The 17,015-nt window shown below is 40.5% G+C and carries 14 protein-coding genes; 6 read left to right on the forward strand and 8 right to left on the reverse strand.

All coding sequences use genetic code 11. From position 1 onward, the window contains the following. Positions 1-19: 19 nt before the first annotated feature. On the forward strand, positions 20-586 hold the full coding sequence (locus BLT30_RS05055) for a DinB family protein (RefSeq protein WP_089871993.1): 567 nt from the start codon (positions 20-22) through the stop codon (positions 584-586). A gap of 4 nt (positions 587-590) precedes the next feature. Here BLT30_RS05055 and BLT30_RS05060 read toward each other — a convergent pair whose 3' ends face one another. After that, on the reverse strand, positions 591-1,382 hold the full coding sequence (locus BLT30_RS05060) for a hypothetical protein (RefSeq protein ID WP_089871995.1): 792 nt from the start codon (positions 1,380-1,382) through the stop codon (positions 591-593). Between the two features lie 28 nt (positions 1,383-1,410). After that, positions 1,411-3,000, reverse strand: a complete 1,590-nt coding sequence (locus tag BLT30_RS05065; RefSeq protein WP_089871997.1) for a class I SAM-dependent methyltransferase — start codon at positions 2,998-3,000, stop codon at positions 1,411-1,413. Between the two features lie 119 nt (positions 3,001-3,119). Between BLT30_RS05065 and BLT30_RS05070 the strand changes: the two genes are divergently transcribed. From BLT30_RS05070 to BLT30_RS05090, 5 genes are all read left to right on the forward strand, one after another. After that, the gene (locus BLT30_RS05070; protein ID WP_175487126.1) at positions 3,120-3,893 is read left to right on the forward strand and encodes an isocitrate lyase/PEP mutase family protein; all 774 of its coding nucleotides are present in this window, start codon (positions 3,120-3,122) and stop codon (positions 3,891-3,893) included. Then, on the forward strand, positions 3,890-4,939 hold the full coding sequence (locus BLT30_RS18440) for a bifunctional transcriptional activator/DNA repair enzyme AdaA (RefSeq protein ID WP_317040515.1): 1,050 nt from the start codon (positions 3,890-3,892) through the stop codon (positions 4,937-4,939). Before BLT30_RS05070 ends, BLT30_RS18440 begins: the two co-directional genes overlap by 4 nt. A 166-nt stretch (positions 4,940-5,105) precedes the next feature. Then, entirely contained in the window at positions 5,106-5,477 is a 372-nt protein-coding gene (locus BLT30_RS05080; protein ID WP_245707112.1) for a nuclear transport factor 2 family protein, read from the forward strand. A 166-nt stretch (positions 5,478-5,643) separates the two neighbouring features. Continuing rightward, positions 5,644-6,156: a GNAT family N-acetyltransferase gene (locus tag BLT30_RS05085; protein ID WP_089872001.1), complete on the forward strand. Its 513-nt coding sequence runs from the start codon at positions 5,644-5,646 to the stop codon at positions 6,154-6,156. Positions 6,157-6,159: 3 nt separating this feature from the next. Then, positions 6,160-6,522, forward strand: coding sequence for a cupin domain-containing protein (locus BLT30_RS05090; protein ID WP_089872002.1), 363 nt, complete (start codon positions 6,160-6,162; stop codon positions 6,520-6,522). Positions 6,523-6,816: 294 nt separating this feature from the next. Here BLT30_RS05090 and BLT30_RS05095 read toward each other — a convergent pair whose 3' ends face one another. The 6 genes from BLT30_RS05095 to BLT30_RS05120 form a co-directional block, all read right to left on the reverse strand. Then, positions 6,817-7,059, reverse strand: coding sequence for a hypothetical protein (locus BLT30_RS05095; protein WP_089872004.1), 243 nt, complete (start codon positions 7,057-7,059; stop codon positions 6,817-6,819). A gap of 81 nt (positions 7,060-7,140) precedes the next feature. After that, positions 7,141-7,659 (reverse strand): hypothetical protein, encoded by a 519-nt coding sequence (locus BLT30_RS05100; RefSeq protein ID WP_245707113.1) that lies wholly within the window; start codon positions 7,657-7,659, stop codon positions 7,141-7,143. Positions 7,660-7,723: 64 nt separating this feature from the next. After that, complete coding sequence (locus BLT30_RS05105) at positions 7,724-12,856, reverse strand: Ig-like domain-containing protein (protein WP_139166574.1); 5,133 nt, start codon at positions 12,854-12,856, stop codon at positions 7,724-7,726. 512 nt (positions 12,857-13,368) lie between these two features. Beyond that, positions 13,369-14,103 (reverse strand): DNA-binding domain-containing protein, encoded by a 735-nt coding sequence (locus BLT30_RS05110; RefSeq protein ID WP_089872008.1) that lies wholly within the window; start codon positions 14,101-14,103, stop codon positions 13,369-13,371. Between the two features lie 32 nt (positions 14,104-14,135). Beyond that, a complete protein-coding gene (locus tag BLT30_RS05115; protein ID WP_089872010.1) occupies positions 14,136-16,103 on the reverse strand; it encodes a hypothetical protein in 1,968 nt (655 codons plus the stop codon). Positions 16,104-16,254: 151 nt separating this feature from the next. Beyond that, entirely contained in the window at positions 16,255-16,839 is a 585-nt protein-coding gene (locus tag BLT30_RS05120; protein WP_139166575.1) for a hypothetical protein, read from the reverse strand. Between the last annotated feature and the right edge of the window lie 176 nt (positions 16,840-17,015).

Raw genomic sequence — 17,015 nt, forward strand, 5'->3', positions numbered from 1 at the left:
TTTGTGAAAATTTTTGACGATGAAAATTCCAACCAATCAACTACTTAACGAACTTAGAATCATCACGGAAAATAATATTGAGTTCGCCCAATCATTACTCGACCAAATTAACGAAACTTTGAATTTCCGAACATCGGAAGACAGCTGGAACATTTTGGAATGTCTGGAACATCTTAATTTTTATGGAAAATTCTATCTTCCGGAAATTGAAGATCGAATTAATGAAAGCCGATTTCAAGCAGCTAGACCCGATTTTAAAAGCGGGCTTTTAGGAAACTATTTTGCCAATATGATGCTTCCAAAAGTGAAGCCCAATAAGATGAAAACGCTTAAAATTTCCAATCCGATTCATAAACTTTTAGACAGATCTGTAATTGAAGAATTTATCCGCCAAGAGAACAAAATGCTCGAACTTTTGGAAAAAGCAGAAACGGTTGATCTGGAAAAAACTAAAACTTCAATCAGTATCTCAAAACGCATTAAACTGAAATTAGGCGATACTTTCCGCTTCGTAATTTACCACAATTTGAGACACATCAAACAAGCTGAGAATATTCTAAAAAGTATTCAAATCGGAGTAAATTGATTGATTACTCTTGCAATTTGATAATGTAATCTTGGTAAGTTTTTTGGAAATCAGCTAAACTCGCTTTTCCGGATTTAATGATTTTTCCGTTTTTGTAGATGTTGTAAGGATTGGTTTCCTTAGCGTTTTTATTTTGATAGTCTAAAGTAATCCCATCCGTAATTATTCCCGAATCATTAGTTTTTAAATAGGTCAAAATCTTTGGTGCAAACTTTTCCGCATAACTTCCATAGAAAATTTTCAAAAGTGCATCTTCTTCACTGAAAAATGCTCCAATATTTTCAAAAATTGCGTCCAGATTATCCAAATCCGTACGGATATTCAGTCCATAAAAAAGTTTGAAAGTTTTATCCGGATTATCATCACCAAAAACTTCGTAATTGGTTTTGATGCTCATATTTTGAATGACATTATTTGACAGAGAGCGAGTGACAGTTGTATTTTTCGGTAATTGATTGATATCAAAATCAATAGATTCCACAACAATGGCGGGTTTATTTTTATAGAAAAAAGTTCGGACTTGTTTGTTGTTTTTTAATTCGATTTTGATGACAGAATTTTCATCATCAGCGTTTGTAATTCTGATTTCGTTGTCCAGTTTGGCAAAGATCAGAGCATTGCCATAATTGACAGCGTACATTGCTACGACAATGCTATCCAGCTTTCCATTTTTATATTTTTTGAACGTGCTTCCACTTTCAATTTTCGTTTCTATATAATCTGGCGAGCTGATATTCTGCCCAAGAGCAAATAGTGAAGCCATCAAAATAGCAATTAATGTTAAAGTGCTTTTCATACAATTTTTGTTGCTTCAAGATACAAAATTAACGCTTCAAAAGATTAATACTCACAGTTGCCAATTCAGAATCCGGAAATTTCTTAAATAAATTTATGTCCGGCTCCAAACCGGATTCTTTGCAGATCCTGTGGAAAACACCGACTTCTACAATGTATTGGTCAGAAAATCCGTGGGTTGCGTCGTAGGCAGTTGCAGCCGTTAATCCCAAGTTTTTAGAAGTGATCTCTGGCGGAAGCGTATGAAGTTCAATCAACAACAATCCGAATTTTTCAACATAAGGCGTCCATTTTTTAAGATGACCCAGAAGATTTTCTTCCACATCTTTGTTGGACAATCTTTTTCCCCGGAAAGCAAATGCTCCGGTTGATGTACTGATTCTGTCAGAATTAATATCCAAAACATCTTCCCAGATCCTGTTATGGTCAAGGAAAGTTCGGATGTTGAGCAAATCTCCTAATTCAATGTTATAATCGGATTGTAGATCCTCGGCTAATTTTTGAGGATCTCCAATGTCGCCCCAAATTACCTTTGCCCAAATATCATTTTTGATAAGATTGGCCCTTGTCACTTTCAACGCAGCCTGATTGTAGTCTGCACCGACCAAAAATAATGGATTTTCTTCGAGATGTTTTCCTCGCAAGGTCTGTCTTTCGATGACTTCATAAAGATGTTGCAAAAGCGCACCGTTTCCGCAGCCCATATCCAGAATTCCTTTTGGTTGTTCGTTCAACGGGCGGTTGAAAATCTCAATAATGAATTCATCGATCACTTTAAAATAGGTCAAATGAGCGCCACCGCTTCCCCAGACATTCATTTCTCGGTTCACGTGGATTTCGTCTTCGCCGTCTTCAATTTCCCTGATTTCTGAAGCTTTTCCGAAGATCAGATTGTCCAATTTTGAAAACATCGGAAGATAAGAAACCGTTACGCCGTAAGCTGTTGCTCGTCTTGCGAAAAACAATCCGGTTTCTGTGAACTGGAAGTTTTTTCCCTTCTTTGAAAACCAACCGAGTTCTGAAAGATAATCAAGGATTTTCCCAAAATATTCAGGGTTTTTATGGAATTCTTCTGCACTGAAACTCGCTTCCATAAAATATTTATGGAACATTCCGCTCATTCCCAATTTGATGATGATTGGCCCGACGAGCGCACCCTCGATATGTTTTTGGATTTGATAATTCAGTGAAGATTCGTCTGCATTTTCATTCAGAAAAGATTTGTATTTATCAAAAAGCAGCATCCATTTTTTACAAAGATTTTCAGTCAGTTCTTTAGAATTAATGACATCATCATCTGCTAAAAATTCTGCTAAATCAACATAAAAATTCTGATGAGAAAAAGCGTCTTTGCTTTTAGAATTAACAGAAATTTTTACAATATCAGATTGATTATCCAATTCGTAATTCAAAAATCCTTGAGAAGCCAAAACCCGCAATGCGACATTCAGATAACCTTCGTTAGAATCAAATTTTTCATTGATTTCAGAAAGTTCCAAATTGTCATTAGCAAGAATAAAATCCAATACTTTTTTCTTAGACAAAGCCGAAATCACAGGCGCTGTCACGATGCCATCCAAATGTCTGAAGATTGATTCACGAAGTTTTTTCTTATCCATATAATTGTGATTTTTGTGTTTTGGAAGATAAATATTTTCTGTTAATCTTAAACAAAAAATACTTGTTCAGTTTTCGGTTGTTTGCAAAGAAGCTCTGAAACTAACTTTGTCAAAAAAAGATGACAAAGATTCAGGATTTTAAAAATTTACATCAAAACGAGCAACCACTTTTAATTGGAAATGTTTGGAACGTTCAAAGTGCAAAAGTCTATGAAAACTTAGATTACAAAGCTGTTGCGACGTCTAGTTCGGCAGTTGCACATAGTTTGGGTTATGAAGATGGAGAACAGATTTCTTTTGAAGAATACTTTTATATTATCGAAAGAATTATTAAATCCGTTTCCATTCCGTTATCTGTGGATTTGGAATCTGGTTATGGTAATGATGTTGAGAAGATTGTAGATAATATTTCGAGACTTTCAGAAATTGGCGTTGTTGGAATTAATTTAGAAGATAGTTTTATAATTAATGGAACTCGACAATTATTAGATAAAGAAACTTTCTATAAAAAACTGAAAGCTATTATTGATGGATTAAATGATAAGGGAATAGAAATCTTTATCAATATCAGAACAGATACTTTTCTGTTAGGATTGGAAAATGCTCTAAATGAAACTTTAGAACGAATTAAAATGTTTGAAGAACTCGGTGTTGATGGTGTTTTTGTCCCTTGTATTACTTCGGAAAAAGATATTGAAGCAGTTACAAAATCTACCAAACTTCCAATCAATGTGATGTGTATGAAAGATTTGCCTAATTTTGAAACGCTTCAGAAATTGGATATTAAAAGAATTTCATCAGGGAATTTTTTAAATGATTATATTTATGAAAATTTGAAAGAAATCAGTCAGGATATTATTTCAAAACAAGATTTTTCACCAGTGTTTTTATGATTATGGAACTTACGGAAACAATAATGTATCAGGCATCGTTTGAAAAGAATCCCGAATTCGAAGGAGTTTTTTGGATGGGTGTGAAAACGACGGGGATTTTCTGTCGTCCAACTTGTACGGCGAGAAAACCGAAACCTGAAAATGTGGAGTTTTTTGATAATACAAAAGATGCGATACAGAAAGGTTATCGCCCGTGCAAAGTTTGTAAACCACTGGAAAATCCGGATGAAACACCAACCGAAATTCAGAAACTGATGGATGAATTGTCAGAAAATCCGGAACTCAAATTCAAAGATATTGATTTGATAAGTCGAGGAATGGAGCCTGCAACTGTAAGACGTTGGTTTCTGAAACACCATGGGATGACGTTTCACGCGTTTCAGAGAACGTTCAAGATCAATTCGGCCTTCAAGAAACTTCAGCAAGGCGAGAATGTCTTGGATGTGGCCTTGGAAAACGGTTACGAAAGTTTGAGCGGTTTCAGTGACAGTTTCAAGTCAATCATCGGAGCTTCTCCAAAGAACTCGAAATTGGAAAAGATAGTTGACCTCAAAAGAATTGAAACACCACTCGGGACCATGATTGCCTGCGCCAATGAAAACGGGATCTGTATGCTGGAATTCTCCGATAGAAAATCACTTTCAAAAGAGTTGGACGATATTTCAAAATATTTCAAAGCCAATATTATTCAGGGAGAGAATCCATATTTTAAAATATTAGAAAAAGAATTGGAAGAATATTTCCAAGGCAAAAGATTGGATTTCACCGTTCCGCTTGCGCCTGTTGGGACAGACTTTCAGAAAAATGTCTGGGAAATCCTTAGAACCATTCCTTACGGAACAACCAGAAGTTATCAGCAACAAGCCGATATTCTAGGAAATCCAAAAGCAGTTAGAGCAGTGGCGAATGCCAATGGACTTAATAAGATCTCCATCATCATCCCGTGTCACAGAGTCATTGGAACCAATGGAACTTTGACCGGTTATGGCGGTGGAATCTGGCGAAAGCAGAAACTATTGGAATTGGAGAAAGCAATCCTTTTCTAAATTCCCCTTCTCTGAAGGGGTGGATTTCGAACTTGTTCGAAAGACGGGGTAGTTAAAAAAATAGGCGTAGAGAACCTTTGCCTGAAACATAATATCTCGCAGATTAAGTTGATTTTGCAGGTTTATTAAAAATCCGCTTAATTTGCCAAATCAGCGGTACTTTAAAATGAAAACTATGACATCAGAAGAATTAAAAAATATAGCCAACCTTTGGTTCAAAGCATTTAATGAACAGAACTTGGATGATCTGCTAGATCTATATGATGGATCAGCACAACATTACAGCCCGAAACTTAAAGCCAGAGAGCCCCAAACCAATGGTTTGATCAAAGGTAAAGAGACGCTGAGAAACTGGTGGAAAGACTGCTTCGAAAGATTACCAACTTTAAAATATCAAGTGAATAAATTGACCGCCGATTCCCGACAGATTTTTATGGAATACACCAGAAAAGTAGAAGGAGAGGAGGATATGGAGATCAGAGAAGTGTTGGAGATCAAAGATGGGAAGATCGTTTTCTCAAGAGTCTATCACGGTTGAAAGAGAAACAAGATAAAAGAACAAAGAATCAAGAAAGACTTCCCTTCGTCAAGCTCAGGATAAACTTCACCTCAGCCTGACACCGTACAGGCAATAATTATTCATCAGTCTATTTTCCTCTATCTGTCTATCATCTATTAGTCTATCATCTATTAGTCTAAAAATTATGAACATCCAGCCCATTTTAGAAAACGAAAACGTAAAACTTCTTCCTTTAAAAGAAAATGATCTTGAGAAATTGTTCTCAGTTGCATCAGATCCGTTGGTTTGGGAACAACACCCGAACAAAGACCGCTACAAACGAGAGGTCTTCGAAACTTTCTTCCGGGGAGCGATGGAAAGTGGAGGTGCTTTCAGAATCATTGACAAAGAATCAAATGAAACCGCAGGAAGCACAAGATTCTATGATTATAATGCTGATGACAATTCGATCTTCATAGGATATACATTCTATGGCAGAAAATTCTGGGGATCAAAGCTGAATCCTCAGGTCAAAAAATTAATGCTGGATCATATTTTCCAGTATGTGGATAAGGTCAATTTTCACGTTGGGAAGGATAACATCCGCTCTCAAAAGGCCATGGAAAAACTGGGTGCAAAGAAAGTGGATGAGGTCAATATTGCCTATTACGGAGAACCGGAAAAACTGAATATTGTTTTTGAAATCAATAAACTATAAAAAATGAAAAAGTACAGAGTACAGGCCAGACCATTTGTGGTCCCGACAACAGATGGGAAGCTGATTGAAGAACACTGGGGGAATTCCACCAGAACATCAGATATCTCCATTGCACATATGGTTGCACCGCCAGATTGGAGCGAGCCTCACCAGACACCGGAGTTTGATGAGTTTACTATCATTCTTTCCGGTAAAAAGCATTTTGAGATCGATGGGGATTCTGTGATTCTTGAAAAAGGGCAAAGCATCCTGATAGAGAAAGGAGCCCGTGTTCGCTATTCCAATCCGTTTTATGAACCTTGCGAGTATATCGCGATCTGTCTCCCTGCTTTTTCTATGGAGCTTGTGAATAGAGAGTCGGAGTAGATCTAATAGAACTGATTTACATGGAAAGTTGGTCAAAAATGTTTGTGAGTTTTTCACTTCTATTGACTTCGGGGATTGATACCAAGATGTCGATGATCGCCTGCATAGAATGATGGTCCATCTTGTCTTTGTCAAGATAAGCTTTGATCTCTATGGCTTTTTCCTCGGGGATATGCTATGTTGGACAATTCATTTCCCAATTCGCAGATAAGATCTGTTATGGTCATTATTTTTTGATGTAGTCTGTTGGTCTATCCATTTTGTAAGTTCTTTAGAGTTTGAGGTCTTTAGGCATTATTCCGCTTTAGGTATTTCGATACCATAGACCGTTTCCGTACTTTCGACGATCATCTCGTCCGGATCCAATTCGAGTATCAGAGCATTTCTTCTGAACCAGCTCCAGCTCCTTGTAATATAGATAAGTTGTGTGCCTTCAAACTCCAAGTGGTCGGGGGCTCCCAGAAGAGCGTATATCTCTTCTTTGGTCTTTCCTATTAGTTGATAAGCATTTTCCATCAATTGCGTTGTTATCTTCATATTTCTAATACTTTTTAGGCGTAAGAAAATGCCGTTTTACTATCGGGCTTTAGCATCATAGTAAAACGGCATTGTGATACCTTATGGTTTCCAGAATGTCCAGACACTGCCATTGTATACGGCCAATTGCCTTTTGTTCGTATCATAGGCCATCATTCCCGGTGCGGGATCGATGATGTTCAGGTGTGGGCTCTCCACTTTTGGTAGTATCATGGCCTTGTTGGTATCAGAAAGGACAAGGATGCCAGATGTATTATTGGTTGCCCCGTCTGCTCCGATCACGGTCTTTGCAGTTGCCTGCTCGGTTTTTGTGGATTGTATGGACAGGTCAGCTTGTCCTGTCGTATCTACCGAAAGGTCAAACCAGCTTCCGTCCTTCAGATATTTTACCTTATGGTCTGTGATGTCATAGATGATCGATCCGTTCTCTGTGATACCGGTTTTGGTTTCCACATAGGGGAGTATCATACCTTTGTTTTCCGTATTGGCAAATTCCAGAGAGACATCAGGATTGGAAATCTCGGTTTTGCCTATAGCGACTTGTGCACTTGTAGAAATTGCAACCAACAGAGAGGTTGTGGTTATAATGTTTTTTATCATTTTTTTTGTTTTTTGATTTAATATCCTGAGATTGTTTAACAATCTCAGGATGATAAATAATTTATTAGTCTGGGCACGCTTGTGTGGTTACACAATGCCAAGCCATTGCAGAGTCTCCTTCTTTCTGGGTATATACCTTAAGACATTTGTTTGTGATGTCATATACCATCATTCCTTCTACAAAGTTAGCCGGTGCAATTCCCACAGGGTTACCTCCTGAGAAGGCTACCCTGTTCGGAACAAAAGCTTTGGTTTTTGATTCCAGGGCAATGTGTCCGCCTTTTCTTGCCATTGGCCAGTTGTCGGCATCCGTCTCTCCTGCTCTTCCCAATGCAGAGATGCCTACTTTGGTATCTAGTGCCGTTCCTGATGTAATACCAGGCTTGTAGCAAGCAGGTGCTGCTATGATTGCTAATCCAAAGTTATTTGAACAGCTGGTTTTATAACCGTTAAATGCCACTGCATAACCTTTCTGCGGCAATACAGGCAAAGTCTGATAGCGGTTGGCAGGTAGAGGTTCTGCAAGCTGTACAATATAATTAACAGTCGGTATAGACTGTATCGCTACATTATCAATATAAAAGAAATGATTGCCTGCTCCTGTTGTTCTAAAACGGATGGCTGTACCTGCATTTACGACCGAGGCTGGGATATTATAAATCTTTTTCCCGTTAGCATATCCTGTAGTACTATATAATGATCCAAGAGTTGTCCAAGGTCCTGTAGCGCTTGGCGCTACCTCTACTAACAGTGTTTTATATGGAAGACCATCTAGGTTGGCAGTTCTGTAATCAAATGATAACAAGGCATTAGTAATAGGCGCATTAACAGATCTTCTGACAGCTACGGCAGTATTACCCGTAATACGAAGCTCGCCCGCCGCGATCTGAATGTTCCCTGCAGTTGCAGATGTTGTTTCACCTTCTTCTATCCAGTTGGTAGACCATCCCGTTCCTGCACTGTAGCTGGCTGTAGCAAAATCATTGGAAGCCTGGGTGGTTGGTATTGGAGTAGCACGGTCAAAAACGTACGCACCGGTATTATTGGTAGTTACAGATTCTACAGGAGTGTTCTCAGAAGTGTCTAATACACCGTTACCATTGGCATCCAGATATAGATTAACTGTATGGGCAATGCCACTTTCTCCATTTTCATTTGTACCATTCTTGTTAGCATCGTCAAATATCTTCCCTGTAAGGATATGTTTCATCTCAGCATCCAGACAGCCTACGTTTACAGTTACAACAGCTGTGCTACATAATGATCTGTCAGAATTACAAACTTGGTAGTTAAAAGTATCTGTACCCGAGAACCCAGGATTTGGTGTATAGGTTACCGTTCCGTCCGGGTTGACTACTACTGTTCCATTTGTTGGTTGAGACACTATAGCAACAGTAGTTGGAGATACTCTTCCTACATCATTGTTCAGGATATCTATAGTTACAGGGATGTTAGGATAGGTTTGAGATTGGTCATCATTTGCAAATATTACAAAATCTATACACTGAGGATCCAAGGTAAATCCTGCATCCAGTGTAGTAGCTCCACTTACTGCAGCAACAGATGAATCCTGACCATAAACAGCAGAGATAGGTGTCCCGTCACAGGTAAAAAAAGACATACCGCTGTTTCCTGTGCTGGTAAAAACCTTCTGGGCTTGCAGCTCAGAGAGCGTATAGGCCACATCATACTTCAACCCGCAAGGACTTGTCAATCCCGGTGCAGTACTTATGACACTGCCAGTATATTTAACATATACTGTGGTACTCTTGGTAGGAGTGATCCATACTGGATTAGCAGCTCCGGCAGAAGCCATGCCAGGCGCCCAAGCTGTCGTTGTAAAGTTAGTCAGTTGTTCTCCAGGAATCATATTAAATGCCCAGTCATAAGCTAAACCATTAGCATCAGCATCTACGATTGTGACAGCTGTATAGCTTTTCCCGTTGACACTCTCAAACTTATAAGCAGTGGCTTGATTCATTTCCAAAGATGTATAACCCTTGGCCGGAATTATGATGCTGCCATTACCTCCAAGTCCATTTTTCCAATTCACTGTTATAGCTTCATTCAAACTGTTTGTGAATACCGCGTATACGGGAGCAGTAGACAAGGTTGTGTAAACAGGAGAATAGTAGGTGCTTCCATAAAAGTTGCCTGGCAGCAATGGAATATTTCTGGTCCCATAGTTGTCTATCCCTCCAAAAACAAGATCTACACCCACCGGCTTGTTACTGGTGATCACAGCACCGGATTTTATATCATTTGCCTTGTTTGTATCTCTGGTTTTATTACCTGGGGGTGGGCCAGCTGTTCCTTCATAGAACCATACCATTCCTTCTGCAAGTGTTGGCGATGTAACATCTACCACGCCATCTCCATTATAATCCAGCTGTACTATAGTACCGTTCTCTGACGCTCTTACAAATAGAGAAGTATAGTCGAAAACTGTAGTCGCAATATTAGGATTCAGTAGAGAGCTAATATTCTCTCCAAAAGGAACTACGAACAATCGCCCGAATTTGTTGGTATCGATCACATTACCTTTGGTATTTTGTACTGAGAAAGTTGCATCACTACCTGTAACCTTGGTAAGGGTCAATAACTTGGTAGAATATATTTTGTCTCTACCATCATATTGTATTGTGGTTTCGGTAGGGGTTCTGCCATCTCCTGTTCTGTATGCGTTGTTATTATCTATTGTAATGATAGCGCCTTCCGGGAAAATATCTGTTGGATATCCCGGAGCGACACCGTTGGAGGTGTTCCCGTCTCCCCAGATTTCCGTAGTAGTTTGTGTACGCGTTCCTGCTGTAGGCTCATAGCCATCTTCCCAATGATCATAATAGATAAGCGTATTAGAGTAATTAGCTCTGATACCAATAATTCTTCTGGCATTGACAGTATTATTACTTACTGCATCACTTCCAGCACTCATTAGTGCTTTTTTCAGTTCCGCATTTTCCGGGAAAGGCAGATAAAACGTTTTGGGTAAGCCGGCGGTACTGCATACGTCAATCAGATTTGGCGCAATAGTAACAGTTACCGTAGCCTGGCTGCATACTCCTGCAGGGGCATTGCATACCTTATAAACAAATGTATCTGTTCCTGCAAAATCACCATTTGGCAAGTAGGTCACATTACCATTTGTACCAATCTGCACAGTACCGTTCACTGGTTGCGTAACAATGGTTAATGTAGTAGGATCAGGACTGCAAAGGTCATTGGTTAAAACATTGATCGCTAATGGTGTAGCAGACGGTCCCGTAGCAGCATCTGCTACTGCTTGGATTGCTGCCGTGCTTACCGTGAAGGTAGAAGAGGCTGTTGTGCTACATCCACTTGCGGTGGCGGTAATTGTTGAAGTTCCGCTCCAGTTGGCGGCATAGGTTACCTCACCCGTTGTAGGGTTGATTGTTGGCTGCGTTCCTGTTCCTGTATTGGCAATGCTGTATGTAATACTGTCTGCGTTGGAAGATGTAGCGGTATAAGTTACCGTACCTGCCCCTGTACATCTTTGAGTTGATAAAGCGCTATTAAATACAGGAGTAGCAGGCGTTGCGGCTACAGTTACTGTAAACGTTGTCGTTTCCGGGGTACCACACCCCCCGGTGGCAGTGGCAGTGATTTCTGCCGTGCCAGACCAGCTTGCGTTGTAAGTAACAGCACCTGTTGAGGCGTTAATACTACCTGCGGCAACGGGAGATAAGCTATAAGAAACAGTACCTCCGCTAGCAGTAGCGGTATATGTCTCCGTACCAGCTCCCTGACATCTGCTAGTGGGCAAGTCCGCATTGAACACCGGAGCACCCGTGGTAACCATAGCATTGGCTCCACAAACATTGACAGGTGCTGTACTGTAGTTATAGGGAACTCTTGTTACATTGATAGTATTAGACCCATCACCCATACTACCATAATACTGATTTCCTGCGAAACCAAAATTTTGTGTGCAGGCTTTAATAACAATAGTTTGTGCACCTCCAGATTCTAATGCAAGCATCCGGTCTGTAGTAGGACTGCCCGGATCAATAGTTGAACTAGTTCCTCCACCAGACCTAAGCTTACTTTGATAGTTATGTCCCCAGTTATACACTTGTTCGGTAGTTGTAAGTACATTGATTGACGGGTAACTGTCATGATGTTCAGTAGGTGAGATCCATTTAATGTTATTCATTACCGCTCCCGAAGCCGAATTGTATCTGGGTTGTATCCATGTTGATCTGGTTGTGGTTGTCCAATCACCTAATTCTCTGGAAGAGTTATTTCCCATAGAATATAGATTGCCATCGGTATATAATACATAATAAGAACCACTATTTGCCATACCAATCATTTTAATGGTACCGGAAGCATTTGGCAAAGTCATTTGCTCTGCTCTGCTCCTGGTTGTAGTAGCTGTACCATCTCCTAAAAAGCTAACTCCCCATGTCCATAGCGTACCATCAGCACGTAAGGCCATCAAAGAAGACATTGAACCTCTAAAGGCAATCACATTATCCAGTGTAGGGTTGCCTGGAGCTGAGATAGTAACACGATTCCAATTATTATTTGCAGTTGTCAGCCCCGCGCCTGCTAAAGCAGCATTTTTTGTCAATACCCAGGTCTCTCCGCTGCAGGTCAATAATGCTAAAGCTGATTGTGTACCCATAAGGCTTTTAACCTGCTGTGGCTCTACACCTGGAGGCAGACCATAAGTACTGCCTGATGTGTTCACCCTGCCAAAAGCAGCATTAGGTTGAAGAGCAGTTGGTATAAAATTGCCAGCAGTCCCCCAGGCATATAAACCTTCCGTTGTTAGTAAAACGGATTGGTTAGAAGGCCCGGATGTTCCCCCTAAAGCGACTTTCAGAACAGTACCCTGCAACCCCGGATAATTAGTGCTGTTTATAATAGTGGGACTGAGTAAATTCGCCGAACCATTAGCAGCCGTGCCGTATCCCCATATCTTAAAAGTACCATCAGACTCTCTGACTGCGTTAGTAACCGAGGCTGATATTATATTATCATACTCAATAGTGGCAGCATCATTATTGGAGTTGAACCCGTAATTGCTGTTGCACACGGTGTTGCACTGTGCCCTGGCAAGCTGCATGCCTGCAAAAAGCAGTACCACAAATAATAAAAATTGTAATTTGGGAATCCCACCATGTTTACGATGGGATTGCCCAAATACATTGAGTTTAAAAAAATTGTTCATCATGTATTGTGTTTATTTAGATTTTTAATAAGACGTAATGTACCAATGGTCTTGCCGTCTATAGTTAGTAGGAATAGCTTTTTGTTTTTGAGACTCCGCTGGAACTTGTGCGGGAGGTCGTTTTTCATAATTCATGTTTTAACAGGCTGTATATATTTTTTTCATTGTTCTGATAATTGATTTTATTTACTTGCAGAATGTTGCGATAAGAGCCTGCAATCCGTTACCATTCATCATATTTTGAATATTATCTCACCAGGGTAAGCAGTTTGATCCTTAAAAGATACTTTTATCAGACTGAGTCTGTTAATAATTAACGTAATCACAGCCGTAATGTCTTCTTTAATTGATTGCGAAGCTTCCGGCTGCTTAACACAAGTGAATATGATTACGTTCAGTTATTCTTCTATTCTCTATTGGTAGATACAATAGCATCGTATTGTACACGCCAATACGAGCGTATGGGATACCCTAATAGCCGAGTGTTTTGGTAGCCAATAAGGAAGCTCGTATTATGCTACTGTAAGTATCTTGTCAAAAGCAGCTGTTCTGGGCTCTTTCAACAAAATACTGTTGGATGTGAATTGTGTCACCACTTCCAACCTGTATGTACCTGCAGAGAGGGTAGGGACGATGATAATGAGCTCAGAAGGATTGTTGTTTACCACATCGCTTAGTTCTACCTGTATGCGGTCATCGGTATCTGTATTCACGAAATAGATGCCGTTGGCCTTGTCATCTCCTGCCACCTTGATCTTGCTTCCGCTGATCTTTATAGCATGTCCTGGGGTCAGCAGATCGTTTATAGTTCCTGTCTTCACATCCTTTACCTGCAATATCGCAGAGGTCGCATCTGCAACACCCAGGATATTGATCTCTATGTTCGGGATCTCTGCTCTCAGCTTTTCCCCCTGGTTGAACTGGAACAGTATGCTGTGCTTTTGGCTGTTGAAAGTCTCGGTAGGGCTATCGAATACCCCACGAATCTGTGTTCCGGCTGTGAAGTAACCCGTGTTTATGGAATAGCCGTCACATAGCTGATAAGCCATCTCTTTCAGAAAGAGTTCTGTAGCATGTTCCATGGCTGCTGCAGTTACATCTGCACCACCACGGTTGACGGCGGTCTCGCAGATGTCTTTTACAGATAATGAGCGCTCGCTGATGGTGCGGGCAATGAAGTCATTCGGGTTGTCTTTGGTAAGAAGGTTATCATATAGATAAGCTTTGATCTTGTGTAAAATTGGCATAATGTGTTTTTATTAATTGGTATTTTTTATACTTATTGAGCGATTTTTGTGATGGTAATACCGCCATTCTTTATAATGTTGTCGGTGGTCGAATTGCAGTTGAGGCGAACCCTAAGCTGGTCTCCTGCATTCAGAAAACCTGTCCAATACACGGTATTACCGTTATCTACTATTGTACCCGCAAGATTAGAATAGGTATGCCTCATCAACTCGCTCCAGTTTGTTCCACCATCAGTACTTTTTTCGTAAAAGGCGATTGTGGACCATGTGGGAGTTGCAGTTCCGGTACTTGTATGTGAACTTGAGTTTTGCATTACAACACTATAAAGACCAGTTAGATTGGCAGGAACTGTAAAGATATTGTTGGTCCAGGCATTATAGGTGTCTATGCTTTCATTGGTAAATTGTCCGGTAACGGGAGGGCTAAATGCATTCATCAGATTTTGGGTTCCTGGCACACTTACATTTACGATGACTTTGGTGGTTCCTGCATCAGAGGGAAGGGTATTTACATATCCCAGCACCCCATTGGCGTCTGCCACAACAGTTCTGGTAGCTGTGAAGGTCTGATCCTGGTTAGTAGAGGCCGCACCTCCCGGCATGGTATAGATGGCATTAGCTGTCCCGTTCTGCGGAAGATTTCTCAGTCTTGTGATACCGTTGTTATCAAGTTTTTCCGTTGGCGTACCTGTTGCTACGCCTATATTTCCTTCCCCTGTGATCCGCATTTTTTCGATGCTGTTAGCTCCTCCTCCTGCGCTCGTTTCAAATTTTATTGGTGCTGATTGAGTTGTAAATCTCGAGCCTATGGTTAACCCACGGGAATCACTTCCGACAATGATTTGTCCAGCGCTCTCGGCATCCTGATATATACTCATGGTAGAATTTGCCGCATCTCCATTATTGTCATTTGCTGTCAATACTATATCAGCTCTTTTGATCCCTGCCGTACCAAATTGCCGAATACCCCCTGCACTTGAAAATGTTGTAGACTGGTTGCTCCCTAAAAAAGTAAGAGCAAAACCACTATTCGTTAATGTACGTGCACTTGTAAGGAAACCGTTGGCATTGTAGATGTTCACAGGGTTTACAGGTAAACCTGCCACGGATCCCAATACGCCGTTGGCATCTGCCACTACGGTTCTGGTGGCTGTGAAGGTTTGGTCCTGGCTTGCAGATGTATTACCGGCACTATCGGTGTTGATAGCATTGGTAGTACCATTTAACGGTAATGTCCTGAGCCTGGTGATACCGCCGTTGTCAAATTTTTCAGTAGGATCTTCGGTATTGATGCCGATGTTTCCTTCCCCTGTGATACGCATTCTTTCTACCCCGGTAGTATTGCTTCCGGGGCTTGTCGATAGAATGATAGGTGCCGGGTCGTTGGTATAGTGTGTAGCCAATCCCAGCCCGGAAGAGTTTCCTGATGCTGTTATCTCAGAACTGGCATTATACCATTGCTGTATCCATAGATTAGCACTTCCCCCATGGAAGCCCATGGCCGCATCATTTGAGGGATTGGTAGTTTGCTGGTGTATTCTTCCGGCTGTGTCCCAGTAAGTATTTCGTTCTGCACCCACAAAATTTAAGGATTTTCCATTCAACGTAAGCGTGCGAGATCCTCCCGGACCGGTAAGCAAGCCATCGGAATTATAAATGCTCGTGTCTGTTCCTGCCCCTGAACCTGCCCCAATACTTACCCATTTTGTTCCATTGAAGTAGTAGTAGCCTATCGATGTAACATCGACGGTTTGTCCTGCTGGAGCCGTGTCAGCCGCTGTGACATATACCAGTGCGCCTGTTTGGCCAGAGGTATAGGTCTTGGCCCTCAATTGTGCTCCTTCTATCCTGGGAGCAATGATGCCGTCCATAGTGGAGGTCTCTGTAGGTTTGCCCACAACGTCCAGAGTAGCGGAAGGTGTATCAGTGTTGATTCCTACTTGAGCGAAAACTGCACCGCATATGATGAGTGCTGTTCCGGTGTATATTTGTTTGATCATTTTATAGCGTTTTATAGTTGAGATATTGTGTTTTTACTCCATTGCGGAGTCCTTTCTGTATTGTATTTCATGCAATGCCTTGTATTATCGGATATGACGCTGTTCTGGTCATTAGATTCTGAGCAGGGCAGAATATCTTATCAATATATCGTTACGCTATTGAAGGTGGGGGGCGTTGGAAATTGGCTCCTAGAAGTAATGTATTGAGAATATGCCTCTGATAGACCGCTATCAATAGGATTATGAATATTAATATCACATTGATGAATGTGGCATCCATTGCAGCTGCAACGTATTTGAAACTGATATTGGAAGTTATGGATACCTGTTTGTTATATGGTCCTCCAGTGTCCCAACTATGTTTGGGTATGTTTGGGGAAATGGTCTCGGCAGATGGTAAAGAAGAATGGTGCACAACTGTTATTGACCGTCTTTTAACGACTTTTGGTTTTTCTGCATTCTTTCTTTTAACGGACTTTAGTTGGCCTTTGCTGACCTCATCATTATGTATGGATTCTTCCACGGATGTAATAGTACCTTCTGCAACAAACAATGTAGTACCTTCTGAGACATAGACTGTTCCTTGTTTTTCTTGTTTGTTGGTGTCATTGTAACACGCATCTTCCGGTTTGCATATCGCCTTTGACATCACAGAAATCAAAGGAAAGAAGACCAAAAAAAGAAGGTGCATCCTTCTTGTAAGAAAAGGAAGTACCTTCGAATTTTTTTTGATCATTTGTGTTTTTATATTATTTATTTTTAATAATAAGAGAATTGATATCGGAGCTTTTTCATGGATATCAAGTTTATGAATCGAGTGCAATAATAGAGAGGGTTCGTAGGTCGAAGCAAAACACACCATTCATAATTTGTGAAATTATTAATGTAAGTCAATCTTCTTATATTTACTTA

This window comes from Epilithonimonas hungarica (assembly GCF_900102265.1).
GTDB lineage: Bacteria > Bacteroidota > Bacteroidia > Flavobacteriales > Weeksellaceae > Epilithonimonas > Epilithonimonas hungarica.

Bases quoted from the DNA above. Each gene is read 5' to 3' on its own strand.
- BLT30_RS05105 (WP_139166574.1), bottom strand. From the start codon at position 12,856: ATGAACAATTTTTTTAAACTCAATGTATTTGGGCAATCCCATCGTAAA.
- BLT30_RS05115 (WP_089872010.1), bottom strand. From the start codon at position 16,103: ATGATCAAACAAATATACACCGGAACAGCACTCATCATATGCGGTGCA.
- BLT30_RS05080 (WP_245707112.1), top strand. From the start codon at position 5,106: ATGAAAACTATGACATCAGAAGAATTAAAAAATATAGCCAACCTTTGG.
- BLT30_RS05085 (WP_089872001.1), top strand. From the start codon at position 5,644: ATGAACATCCAGCCCATTTTAGAAAACGAAAACGTAAAACTTCTTCCT.
- BLT30_RS05065 (WP_089871997.1), bottom strand. From the start codon at position 3,000: ATGGATAAGAAAAAACTTCGTGAATCAATCTTCAGACATTTGGATGGC.
- BLT30_RS05060 (WP_089871995.1), bottom strand. From the start codon at position 1,382: ATGAAAAGCACTTTAACATTAATTGCTATTTTGATGGCTTCACTATTT.
- BLT30_RS05110 (WP_089872008.1), bottom strand. From the start codon at position 14,103: ATGCCAATTTTACACAAGATCAAAGCTTATCTATATGATAACCTTCTT.
- BLT30_RS05095 (WP_089872004.1), bottom strand. From the start codon at position 7,059: ATGAAGATAACAACGCAATTGATGGAAAATGCTTATCAACTAATAGGA.
- BLT30_RS05055 (WP_089871993.1), top strand. From the start codon at position 20: ATGAAAATTCCAACCAATCAACTACTTAACGAACTTAGAATCATCACG.
- BLT30_RS05090 (WP_089872002.1), top strand. From the start codon at position 6,160: ATGAAAAAGTACAGAGTACAGGCCAGACCATTTGTGGTCCCGACAACA.
- BLT30_RS05120 (WP_139166575.1), bottom strand. From the start codon at position 16,839: ATGATCAAAAAAAATTCGAAGGTACTTCCTTTTCTTACAAGAAGGATG.
- BLT30_RS05100 (WP_245707113.1), bottom strand. From the start codon at position 7,659: ATGATAAAAAACATTATAACCACAACCTCTCTGTTGGTTGCAATTTCT.
- BLT30_RS18440 (WP_317040515.1), top strand. From the start codon at position 3,890: ATGATTATGGAACTTACGGAAACAATAATGTATCAGGCATCGTTTGAA.
- BLT30_RS05070 (WP_175487126.1), top strand. From the start codon at position 3,120: ATGACAAAGATTCAGGATTTTAAAAATTTACATCAAAACGAGCAACCA.